Below are 10,554 nucleotides of genomic sequence, written 5' to 3'. Positions count from 1 at the left end.
CATGGAACCTCCTGGCTGGGGAAAACATGCCAGAAAGGTCTACTTATGGGGTGTCTGCGGATCGGGGAAGCTTACGCCTCGATGTGCCGTCAGCTAGTGACGGTCCACCCAGAAGTGAACCTAACTCGGTTGGTCAACCGCTTAGGGCACGAGCCGAATCACATTGACAAATCTTGAGTAGGCAAGAGTTGCCTGATCCTCTCGACGTGCTTGTTCCAGCTGTTATAGGCGATCCAAGTGGTCACATGTGTCCCAACCGGATGCTGCCGCAGCTCCAGATGCATATAGGTCCCCTTGCCCGGCGCCCCACTCTCCATGACCAGCGAAATCTCAGCGGCCTCACCGTAAAAATAGGCTTTGGTTCTTATACCTTCAGCCCACAAGACATCGCCGCCACTCAGCTCCTCCTCGGCGAAATCCTTGTAAACCCTGAATGTCTCCTCGATTGGCGCGGTCGTCACCCATCTCGCCACGGGAGCGGTTGACCTGATCTCCCCGGTGCTAGGAGTGGCGCATCCGGCCACAAGGATCACCAAGCCGGCCATCATCATGCGGAGCTTCAACAGGCCTCTCGGCAAAGCACGTGCATTCTTCATATCGTCCACCGGATCCTCGCTGATTGGAAAGCCCACGATAGACGCACCGAAATAAGAATACTGATCAGCGCGCTCGCGCAAAGCCCAAGTCCACCACGCGGAGAGAACCCCGACCACGCTCTCCGCCTCATTTTTACCTCTTAGTCTGACAAGAAAGGTTTCAGCTTCCCGTCAATGAAGTGACTTGGTCGCCAACCTCCAAGCAGGCGCTCCAAGAGAAAGGAGTCAGCTAAAGACACCACCGCCCCTACAGCCGGATTCGCCATGCCCGCGCCAAAGCTAAATACAAATCTGAGCAACCTTCCTGGCGATGAGTCTATCCAGACGCGAGAAGCCGTACTACGTAGATATTCGGCAACAAGCTTTTCATCAGGGGCGACCCCGGAAATCCAGCAACCAAACTTATCCGACGCTTCCAGCAAACTGAAGAAATCTTCTGGAGTCTTATCGCCCTCGTCCAGCAACCGCCCAAGATGCGGGAATCCATCCAGAACAACTTCCCTGAAGAGGGATAATTCATCTGCATTCATTCCGGAGCGACGAAGTAGGTCGGACGACCTCAGACGAACCACCTCTGAAGATGCAAGCGAGGTTCGAAAGTCGCATCCGTAGTAGCCGGCCATTGCCAGATCGGCTCGAGCCTGAGCAAGTGAGACGATTAAACTAGATATGGATGGACTTTGGACTAGCGCTGCAGAGCGAAAAATCGGAAGCTCGAGGTTTGTTGAAACCTGAAAGTGATCGCGGAATTGGATTACTTCAAAAGATATTTGTTCAGGATTTGGGTAATTCGGGGCAATCTGAGCGACCACCCTGCGGATTGCGGCAGTGACGAACTCGCCATCACGCAAGTCATCGTATGCCGCTTTTATTACGCCGCCCTTGATGAAATCGTCAGATGAAAGCGACCTAAGCTTCGCAGTCCCAAAGAATTTTTCAGCATGCTTTATCGAAGCCTTCTTATCGAACCCAGCCATTTGGAAGATTCGCTCAGCAGCCCTTTCGACTCGCGTTGGCTTGCCCGCCCCCTTCGCAAAGATCGACGCAGCCACAATCTCATACTGGTCGACGTATCCTAGCTGGACGGCTTTTACGCCCATATACTCTTCAATATAGGTTGCAGAGACTTTCTTCAGCGTAAGAAGCCTGAAAAAATTATCCGCGCCAATCTGCCTAACTAGCTGCATGGCGCTCGTGGGATCTAGAACCAAATGGACGTTCTTATAGAAGATCAGCGCCTCAGCAATCTCGCCAAAGGAAACTGACGAGTTCCTGTCCGACCGCCTCAAAACAATTCGATCAAACATCGGCTTTCCCCCAAAAAAAAGGGCCAGGTTCCTGCTGAACCTGACCCCGTCTTGACCTAGCGAACGCGGCAAATCACCCGCACTTGCTATACCCACAGTTCAAGCAGGTCGCGCAGCCGTCCATGATCACCAGCGCCTTGGTGCTGCACTTGTGGCACATGGTGGCGCTGGGCGGGAAGCTGGTGCCTTCGCCGGTCACGGCGACGTCTTCCTCGCGGGCGGCGGCGGTGCCGTTGACGGCGGCGCTGGCGCCCTTGGCGCGCTCTTCGTACTGCTTGCGCTTCTCGGCGATCAGGGCCTTCTGGTGGGCGCTCATCTCCGGGTCGTGGATCAGGCCGATGGACTTCATGTGCTCCTCGACCACGGCGCCGATCTCGGCCACCAGGGAGGGCATGTACACGCCGCCGGCCTTGAAGTAGCCGCCGCGCGGGTCGAACACGGCCTTCATCTCCTCCACCAGGAAGGTCACGTCGCCGCCCTTGCGGAACACGGCGGACATGATGCGGGTCAGGGCCACGATCCACTGGAAGTGGTCCATCGACTTGGAGTTGATGAACACCTCGAACGGGCGGCGCAGCTCGTGCTCGGTGCCGGCGTTGAGCACGATGTCGTTGATGGTCACGTACATGGCGTGCTCCACCAGCGGCGACTTGATCTTGTAGGTGCTGCCGATCAGGACGTCCGGGCGCTCGATGCGCTCGTGCATCTGGATGACGTTGTCCTTCGGCTCGGCGGCCGCGTCGCGATCGGCGGCGGGCGCCGGCGCGGCGGTCTCGCGCGCCTTGTCGTCCGGGGTGACGACGGAGTAGCCCTTGATTTTCCTGTCGATCTTCACGGCCATGGGGCTGGATCCTCTTTCTGGTCGGTTCTTCTGGTTATGGATACGGGGCGGCGGGGCCGCGGCTCCTCCCGCCGGGGCGGGAGGAGCCTTGCAGGGGTTTTCAGCGGGTGCGGCGGGCGGCGGCCTTGCGGGCCGGGGCCTTCTTCGCCACGGTCTTGCGGGCGACGGCCTTCTTCACGACCGCCTTCCGGGCGACGGTCTTCTTGGCGACGGTCTTCCTGGCGACGGCCTTCTTCGCCGCGGGCTTCTTCGCCACCTTCTTCGCGGCCTTGGCCGCCTTCTTCACCGCCTTCTTGGCGGCGGCGGCCTTCTTCGCGGCGACGACCTTGCGGCCGACGGCCACCTTCTTGGCCGCGGCCTTCTTGGCGGCGGTCTTGCGGGTGGCAGCGCGCGCGGCGATGCGGCTGCGGGCGGTGCTCGCCTCGGCGGCGGCGTTGGCCTTGGCCGCCTGCAGCCTGGTGCGGGCCTTGGCCACGGCCTTCTTGGCCGCCTTCTTCGCCGTGCCGCGGGCCTTGTCGGCGGTGGCCTTGGCCTTCTTCGCAGCGGCAGTGGCCTTCCTGGCCGCGGTGCTGGCCTTCTTCGCGACCGTGGCGGCCTTTTCCTTCGCCTTCTTCGCCACGGTGGCGGCCTTCCCGGCGACCTTGGCGCGGGTGCGGGCCGCGGCCTTCTTCACCTTGGCGACCACCGGCTCGGCGGCGGGTTCGGCCTCGGCTTCGGGGGCCGGCGCCGGCGCGGCCGGGGCTTCGGCGGCGGTCAGCGCCTCCGGAGCCTGGGCCTCGCCGGCGGCCTGCGCCTCGGCGACGGGGGTCGCGGTGTCGTTGCTGGTGGCGGGATGGACGGCGTCCTCGGTCAGGGTCGCCGTCACACCATTGCTGTTGCTCATGGGGCCCTCCTTGGGCTCGCTGGATGTGGTCATCGGGACACTCTCACTGGCTCCGGGCGCCGTTTACCGCAGGAAGCCGGGGCGGGCGCCCGGAAAGCGCGCGCCCCGGCCGGGGACCTCGGGACGGGCCGCGGGCTTGCGGGCCCGCGCCGCCCTCCGGTCAGAACTTGCCGTAATACCCTTCCTTGAGGGCGTCGAACAGGTTGGCGGCGGTGTGGGTCTCGCCGTCGTACTCGATCTCCTCGTTGCCCTTGACCTCCACCACCGAGCCGTCCTCCAGCTCGAAGCGGTACAGGGTGTTCTCCAGGTCCTTCTCCTTGACCAGCACGCCCTGGAAGGCGGCCGGGTTGAAGCGGAAGGTGGTGCAGCCCTTCAGCCCCTGCTTGTACGCGTACAGGTAGATGTCCTTGAACTGCTCGTACGGGTAGTCGGTGGGGACGTTGGCGGTCTTGGAGATGGAGCTGTCCACCCACTTCTGGGCGGCGGCCTGCACGTCCACGTGCTCCTTCGGCGAGATGTCGTCGGCGGAGATGAAGTAGTCCGGCAGCTTCGCCTCCGGGTCGTCGGAGAACGGCATCGCCTTGGGGTTGACGAAGTGGCGGTAGGCCAGCAGTTCGTAGCTGTAGACGTCCACCTTCTCCTTGCTCTTCTTGCCCTCGCGGATCACGTTGCGGCTGTAGTGGTGCGCGAACGAGGGCTCGATGCCGTTGGAGGCGTTGTTGGCCAGCGACAGGGAGATGGTGCCGGTCGGGGCGATGGAGCTGTGGTGGGTGAAGCGGGCGCCGACCTCGGCCAGCTCGTCCACCAGGTCCGGGGCCACGGTGGCGATGCGCTGCATGTAGCGGCTGTAGCGGGCGTGCAGCACCTTGCCTTCGATCTCCTGGCCCACGCGCCAGCCGTCCTTCGCCATCTCCGGGCGCTGGCGCAGCATCTGCGGGGTCACGGTGAAGGTCTCGTCCATGATCGGGGCCGGGCCCTTCTCCTTGGCCAGCGACAGGCCCACTTCCCAGCCGGCCACGGCCATCTCGCGGGCCACCTGCTCGGTGAACTCCAGGCTCTCGGCCGAGCCGTACTTCATCTTGAGCATGGTCAGGGTCGAGCCCAGGCCCAGGAAGCCCATGCCGTGGCGGCGCTTGCGCAGGATCTCCTGGCGCTGCTGCTCCAGCGGCAGGCCGTTGACCTCGACCACGTTGTCCAGCATGCGGGTGAACACGCGCACCACTTCCTTGTACTCCTCCCAGTCGAAGGAGGCCTTGTCGGTGAAGGGGTCGCGCACGAACTTGGTCAGGTTGACCGAGCCCAGCAGGCAGGCGCCGTACGGCGGCAGCGGCTGCTCGCCGCAGGGGTTGGTGGCGCGGATGTTCTCGCACCACCAGTTGTTGTTCATCTCGTTGACGCGGTCGATCAGGATGAAGCCCGGCTCGGCGTAGTCGTACGTCGAGACCATGATCATGTCCCACAGGTGCCGCGCCTTGATGTGGCCGTAGACGCGGCAGGCGACCATGCCGTCGTCGCGTACGATGTAGGCGTCGTCGTGGGCCGGCCAGTCGCGCCAGACCACCTGCTCGGGGTTGGAGAGGTCCAGCTCGGCCTCTTCCTTGCGGTTGACCGGGAACACCAGCGGCCAGTCGGCGTCGTTCTCCACCGCCTGCATGAAGCCGTCGGTGACCAGCAGCGAGAGGTTGAACTGGCGCAGGCGCCCGTCCTCGCGCTTGGCGCGGATGAAGTCCTTCACGTCCGGGTGGGAGACGTCGAAGGTGCCCATCTGCGCGCCGCGGCGGCCGCCGGCCGACGAGACGGTGAAGCACATCTTGTCGAAGATATCCATGAAGGACATCGGGCCGGAGGTGTAGGCGCCGGCGCCGGCCACGAACGCGCCGCGCGGGCGCAGGGTCGAGAACTCGTAGCCGATGCCGCAGCCGGCCTTCAGGGTCAGGCCGGCCTCGTGGACCTTCTGCAGGATGCCGTCCATCGAGTCGCCGATGGTGCCGGAGACGGTGCAGTTGATGGTGCTGGTGGCCGGCTTGTGCTCCTGCGCGCCGGCGTTGGAGGTGATGCGGCCGGCCGGGATCGCGCCGCGGCGCAGCGCCCACAGGAAACGCTCGTACCAGTAGGTGCGCTTCTCTTCGGTCTGCTCGGCATCGGCCAGGGCCCGGGCCACGCGCTGGTAGGTACCGTCGACGTCGGCGTCCAGCGGCACCCCCTGCTTGGTCTTCAGGCGGTACTTCTTGTCCCAGATGTCCTGGGAAGCCGGCTGCAGCGGGATCTCCGCGACGGGTTTGTCCGTATTGACCACTTCGAGGCGCACCGTACTCATGCTGTTGGGATCTCCTTCCGCACCGTAATCCAGTTGGGGGCCGGGGTGGGAACGAGAAGGGCACGCCGTGGCGACGCGAAGACGCGCCGCCTGCCGGAGTCAGGCGCCGGGTTTGTCGCGGCCTGCGCGGCCGCTTCCGTACGCAATTTCCTGTCCCATCCGCTCGCCGCTCCGGCGTTGGGCCCGCAGTGTTGGCTATTCACCTAAACCACCAATCACTGGGGCCAGCGTTGTGTTCGACCGCTATATCTAGTGGCTCGACAGGCGGCCAAGCTAAGCCCGGGCGGCGGGCAGTGTCAACCGCGATCCGACAAACGCAGCAACGGCGGGAGCGGGCTTCCGGGCGGGGGCGTACGGAACAGATGGAATGCGCAGGTCAAGAGGGGTTTCACCGCCGGTTTAGCGCCCCGGGGCGACACTCGTTCAGCTTGATGACGTGCCCTGCCGCCCCCATGGTGGCGGCGTTCCCATCCACGCCAGCCAGGAACCTGCATGCGCCGCGCGACCTCGCTCATCGCCCTGACCGCTGCCGCCGCCTTCGGGGGCTTTGCCGCCACCGCCGTGCGCGAAGCCCTGGACAACCGCGCCCACGCCAGCCCCGCGCCGGTGCCGGCCGCACCGGCGCCGGCCGCCAGCGTGCCCATGGCCGCCACCCTGCCGGTGGCGGTGGACGGGCAGCAGCTGCCCTCGCTGGCGCCGATGCTGCAGCGGGTGCTGCCGGCGGTGGTCAGCATCCACACCAAGACCCGGGTGCGGGTGCGCAACCCGTTCTTCGACGACCCGTTCTTCCGGCGCATGTTCCCGCAGGTGCCGCAGGAGCGGATCAACGAGTCGCTGGGCTCGGGCGTGATCATCGACGCTGGCCGCGGCTACGTGCTGACCAACCACCACGTGATCGAGGGCGCCGACGACGTGTCGGTGTCGCTGGCCGACGGCCGCACCTTCACCGCCGAGTTCCTCGGCTCGGACGCGGACACCGACGTGGCCCTGATCCGGATCCCGGCCGAGAAGCTGACCGAGCTGCCGCTGGGCGACAGCAGCAAGCTGCAGGTGGGCGACTTCGTGGTCGCCATCGGCAACCCGTTCGGCCTGAGCCAGACGGTCACCTCCGGCATCGTCTCGGCGGTGGGCCGCAGCGGCATCCGCGGCCTGGGCTACCAGAACTTCATCCAGACCGACGCCTCGATCAACCCGGGCAACTCCGGCGGCGCCCTGGTCAACCTGCGCGGCGAGCTGGTTGGCATCAACACCGCCTCGCTCAACCCGCGCGGCTCGATGGCCGGCAACATCGGCCTGGGCCTGGCCATCCCCTCCAACCTGGCGCGCGACGTGGTGCAGCAGCTGGTGACCACCGGCGAGGTGCGCCGCGGCACCCTGGGCGTGGACACCCAGCCGCTGGACGCGCGCCTGGCGCGCAGCCTGGGCCTGCCGGAAAACCAGCAGGGCGCGCTGGTGGCGCGGGTGCACGCCAACTCCGGCGCCGCCGCCGCGGGCCTGCGCCCGGGCGACGTGATCGTGGAGGCCGGTGGCCAGCGCATCACCAGCCCGATGGCGCTGCACAACTTCGAGGGCCTGCAGCCGGTGGGCTCGCAGGTGCCGCTGCGGGTGCTGCGCGACGGCCGCACCCTGGAGCTGCGCGCGACCCTGCGCGAGCAGCCGCGCAGCCTGGCCGGTGACGCGGTCGACCCGCGCCTGGCCGGCGCCACCCTGGCCGAGCTGCCGGAGCCGCTGCGCCAAGCACGCGGCCAGGGCGTGCTGGTGGAGCGGGTGGCCAGCGGCAGCCGCGCCGAGGCCAACGGCCTGCGCCCGGGCGACATCATCACCGCCACCAGCGCCGGCCAGGTCTCGGACCTGTCCTCGCTGCGCTCGAGCCTGGCCGACACGCCGCGGCAGTTGGTGCTGCTGATCGAGCGCGGTAACGTGCGCGGGCGGCTGGTGCTGCAGTAAGCGCCAGCCGTAACGGACCCTACACCGCGGGCGTGGTCAGATGGCCGCGCCCATGCCGTCCCGGCATCCCCATCCAGGAGAACGCAGATGAGCCCGAACCCGAGCGAGAACATCAAGGAAAACCTCAGCGAGGCCGGTGCCCACCTGAAGTCGGCCGCCGGTGCCGCCGGCGAGGCGCTGCGTGGCGCCGCCACCGCCGCCGGCGACGAGCTGCGCCTGGGCAAGGCCAACGTCAAGGCCGAGCTGGCCGATACCGCGCTGTCGGGGCTGGCCGCCGCCGAGCTGGGCGGCGAGGCCGCGCGCGAGCAGGTGGACGCCCTGCTCGACAAGGGCCGCGACCTGCTGGACAGCGCCGCCGAACTGATCCGCGAGCGCCCGCTGGCCTCCTTCGGCGTGGCCTTCGCCGCCGGCTGGCTGGTGGCCGCGCTGAGCCGCCGCGACCGCTGACGCACGGCCGTGGGCGAAGGGGAGCACACCGGGGACGCCGGCCCGCAGGCTGGCGCGCCGCCGCCGCTGGACGAGACGATCCGCCAGGTCGGTGACGCCGGACGCGAGGCGCTGGGCGCCACCGCCGATTCGCTGCGCGCCCTGCGCGCGCTGCTGTCGGCCGACATCGCCATGGCCCGCTCGGCCATGGGCCGGGCCCTGGCCTGGACCGGCGTGGCGGTGGTGTTCGGGGCCTCGGCCTGGCTGCTGGCCACCGCCGCGGCGGTGGCACTGATGCAGCGCCTGGGGCTGTCCTGGCTCAGCGCGCTGTCGATCGCTGCCCTGTTCAACATCGGCGTATGCGCGCTGGCCGCCTGGCGCACGGCGCGCTTCTTCGACTACATGGGCCTGCACGCCACCCGTCGCCAGCTGAGCCGCATGGGCCTGTTCCAGGAGGACGACGAGGACGAGCCCGCGCCTGCGCCGCAGCCGTCGCAGGCCCCGCCGCCCGCGTCCCCGGAGGCGCCGCGATGAGGTTCGAGCATCTGCGCCAGCGGGTGGAGCGCGCCGAGGCGCGCGTGCAGCGCTGCATGGACCGCGCCGAGGACAGCCGCACCCGCCTGCGCGAGCACTGGCGGCTGGGCTGGACCCCGCCGCGGATCGTGGTTGCCGGCCTGGTGGCCGGGTTCCTGGTCGGCCGCGCCGAGCCGCTGGCACGGATTGGCGCGGCGCGCTGGCTGCAGTTGCTGGGCACCGCCTCGACCATGCTGGCCTCGATCCGCGCCGCCGCTGCCTCGGCCACCGCCGAGGAAGCGGCCGAGACCGCGGCCGAGGGCGCGGCAACCGCGGAGTTCGCGGCCAGCGCCGCCCCGGCACAGGCCGCGGCGGCCGCCGCCGACGCGGTGGCCGGGGCGCGGCCACAGCCGGCGCCCACCTATACCTACGCCGGCCCGCCGCCAGGCGCGCCGCGCGCACCGGCCCCGGCCGAAGCGGCCACCGACGTCTCCGAGCGCTAGCCGCGCCATCCGCATCCCCCAACGCCACGCCGGCGTCCGCCGCCCGAGGCCGCATGTCTTCCCCGCCTTCCAATCCGCCCTCCCCCGATACGCCGGTCGTCGCCGAGCCGGTGCCGGTGCCGATCGACGCGCACCTGCCGCACCTGCGCCCGCGCGCGCCCGGTTCGCTGGTGGTGCTGGCCACCCTGGCGGTGGGCTTCACCCTGTGGGCGGCGCAGGAGGTGATCCTGCCGATCCTGCTGGCGATGTTCTTCGCCCTGGTCGGCAATCCGCTGATCCGGCTGCTGCGGCGGCTGTGGATCCCGCGCTTCCTGGCCGCGCTGCTGGTGCTGCTGGCCGGCCTGGCCGGCACCACCCTGCTGGCGGTGCAGCTGGTGGAGCCGGCCACCGCCTGGGCCGAGCAGGCCCCGCGCGAGGCGCGCAAGATCGGCCGCGAGCTGCAGAACCTGACCAAGCCGATGCACGAGGCCAACCGCATCGCCGAGGACATGGCCCGCGCCGCCGCCGGCGAGGCCAACCGCAAGGTGCAGGTGGTGCGCACCCGGGTCGACGATCCCTACGCGGTGCTGACCCGCACCCCGCGCCTGCTGGCCTCGGTGCTGGCGGTGATCCTGCTGACGTTCTTCTTCATGGTCTACGGCGAGAACCTGCAGCGGAACGCGATCGCGCTGCTGCCGGGGCGGCAGCAGAAGAAGTTCACGGTGGAGATCCTGCAGTCGATCGAGCACCAGGTGTCGCGCTACGTGCTGACCATCAGCCTGATCAACGCCACGGTGGGCCTGGTGTTCGCCGGCATCCTGGTGCTGCTGCGCTTCCCGCTGCAGGAGGCGCTGCTGTGGGGCACGATGGTGATGCTGCTCAACTACGCGCCGTACGTGGGCCCGCTGATCGGCATGATCGCGATGCTGCTGGTGGGCTTCATCCGCTTCGACGAGACCCTGGCCTCGGTGACCCCGGCGGTGCTGTACCTGGTGCTGCACACCATCGAGGGCCAGCTGGTCACCCCGATCATCCTCGGCCGCAGCATGGCGCTGTCGCCGCTGGTGCTGATCCTGGCGCTGATGCTGTTCGGCTGGCTGTGGGGCCTGGTCGGCCTGCTGCTGGCGGTGCCGCTGCTGGTGTGCGTGAAGCTGGTGCTGGAGCAGGTCGAGGGCATGCAGGGCTGGGCCAGGCTGCTGGAATGACCGTCGGTCTGGCTACCCATCCGGGGAGAGCGCCTTT

The 10,554-nt window shown here is 67.8% G+C and carries 10 protein-coding genes; 5 read left to right on the top strand and 5 right to left on the bottom strand.

Annotated elements, in window-relative coordinates:
• Positions 1–158: 158 nt before the first annotated feature.
• From EIM48_RS13770 to EIM48_RS13750, 5 genes are all read right to left on the bottom strand, one after another.
• Positions 159–713 carry a hypothetical protein gene (locus EIM48_RS13770; protein WP_125111904.1) on the bottom strand — a complete coding sequence of 185 codons (555 nt, stop codon included), beginning with the start codon at positions 711–713 and terminating at the stop codon, positions 159–161.
• A 23-nt stretch (positions 714–736) separates the two neighbouring features.
• Positions 737–1,903: a hypothetical protein gene (locus EIM48_RS13765; RefSeq protein WP_125111903.1), complete on the bottom strand. Its 1,167-nt coding sequence runs from the start codon at positions 1,901–1,903 to the stop codon at positions 737–739.
• Between the two features lie 73 nt (positions 1,904–1,976).
• Positions 1,977–2,744: an NrdJb gene (locus tag EIM48_RS13760; RefSeq protein ID WP_125111902.1), complete on the bottom strand. Its 768-nt coding sequence runs from the start codon at positions 2,742–2,744 to the stop codon at positions 1,977–1,979.
• Positions 2,745–2,844: 100 nt separating this feature from the next.
• Positions 2,845–3,627 (bottom strand): histone H1-like protein, encoded by a 783-nt coding sequence (locus EIM48_RS13755; RefSeq protein WP_125111901.1) that lies wholly within the window; start codon positions 3,625–3,627, stop codon positions 2,845–2,847.
• Between the two features lie 160 nt (positions 3,628–3,787).
• Positions 3,788–5,944: an adenosylcobalamin-dependent ribonucleoside-diphosphate reductase gene (locus EIM48_RS13750; RefSeq protein ID WP_019398033.1), complete on the bottom strand. Its 2,157-nt coding sequence runs from the start codon at positions 5,942–5,944 to the stop codon at positions 3,788–3,790.
• A gap of 492 nt (positions 5,945–6,436) precedes the next feature.
• On the opposite strand from EIM48_RS13750, the gene EIM48_RS13745 reads away from it, so the two are divergent.
• The 5 genes from EIM48_RS13745 to EIM48_RS13725 all read left to right on the top strand — a co-directional run bounded on the left by EIM48_RS13745 (position 6,437) and on the right by EIM48_RS13725 (position 10,517).
• The gene (locus EIM48_RS13745; protein WP_125111900.1) at positions 6,437–7,891 is read left to right on the top strand and encodes a Do family serine endopeptidase; all 1,455 of its coding nucleotides are present in this window, start codon (positions 6,437–6,439) and stop codon (positions 7,889–7,891) included.
• Positions 7,892–7,978: 87 nt separating this feature from the next.
• Positions 7,979–8,338, top strand: coding sequence for a hypothetical protein (locus EIM48_RS13740; protein ID WP_019398035.1), 360 nt, complete (start codon positions 7,979–7,981; stop codon positions 8,336–8,338).
• Between the two features lie 9 nt (positions 8,339–8,347).
• Positions 8,348–8,851 (top strand): phage holin family protein, encoded by a 504-nt coding sequence (locus tag EIM48_RS13735; protein WP_125108873.1) that lies wholly within the window; start codon positions 8,348–8,350, stop codon positions 8,849–8,851.
• The gene (locus EIM48_RS13730; protein ID WP_125108874.1) at positions 8,848–9,333 is read left to right on the top strand and encodes a protein sip-5; all 486 of its coding nucleotides are present in this window, start codon (positions 8,848–8,850) and stop codon (positions 9,331–9,333) included. Before EIM48_RS13735 ends, EIM48_RS13730 begins: the two co-directional genes overlap by 4 nt.
• A 53-nt stretch (positions 9,334–9,386) precedes the next feature.
• Entirely contained in the window at positions 9,387–10,517 is a 1,131-nt protein-coding gene (locus tag EIM48_RS13725; protein WP_026010565.1) for an AI-2E family transporter, read from the top strand.
• The last annotated feature ends 37 nt before the right edge of the window (positions 10,518–10,554 follow it).

The organism is Pseudoxanthomonas sp. SGNA-20 (genome assembly GCF_003931635.1).
GTDB lineage: Bacteria > Pseudomonadota > Gammaproteobacteria > Xanthomonadales > Xanthomonadaceae > Pseudoxanthomonas.
Note: the sequence above shows the minus strand (reverse complement) of the source record. Positions and strands in the feature narration are given on the sequence as shown.

Coding starts and splice junctions, on each gene's coding strand:
- EIM48_RS13765 (WP_125111903.1), bottom strand. CDS start 1,903: ATGTTTGATCGAATTGTTTTGAGGCGGTCGGACAGGAACTCGTCAGTT.
- EIM48_RS13760 (WP_125111902.1), bottom strand. CDS start 2,744: ATGGCCGTGAAGATCGACAGGAAAATCAAGGGCTACTCCGTCGTCACC.
- EIM48_RS13755 (WP_125111901.1), bottom strand. CDS start 3,627: ATGAGCAACAGCAATGGTGTGACGGCGACCCTGACCGAGGACGCCGTC.
- EIM48_RS13750 (WP_019398033.1), bottom strand. CDS start 5,944: ATGAGTACGGTGCGCCTCGAAGTGGTCAATACGGACAAACCCGTCGCG.
- EIM48_RS13745 (WP_125111900.1), top strand. CDS start 6,437: ATGCGCCGCGCGACCTCGCTCATCGCCCTGACCGCTGCCGCCGCCTTC.
- EIM48_RS13740 (WP_019398035.1), top strand. CDS start 7,979: ATGAGCCCGAACCCGAGCGAGAACATCAAGGAAAACCTCAGCGAGGCC.
- EIM48_RS13730 (WP_125108874.1), top strand. CDS start 8,848: ATGAGGTTCGAGCATCTGCGCCAGCGGGTGGAGCGCGCCGAGGCGCGC.
- EIM48_RS13725 (WP_026010565.1), top strand. CDS start 9,387: ATGTCTTCCCCGCCTTCCAATCCGCCCTCCCCCGATACGCCGGTCGTC.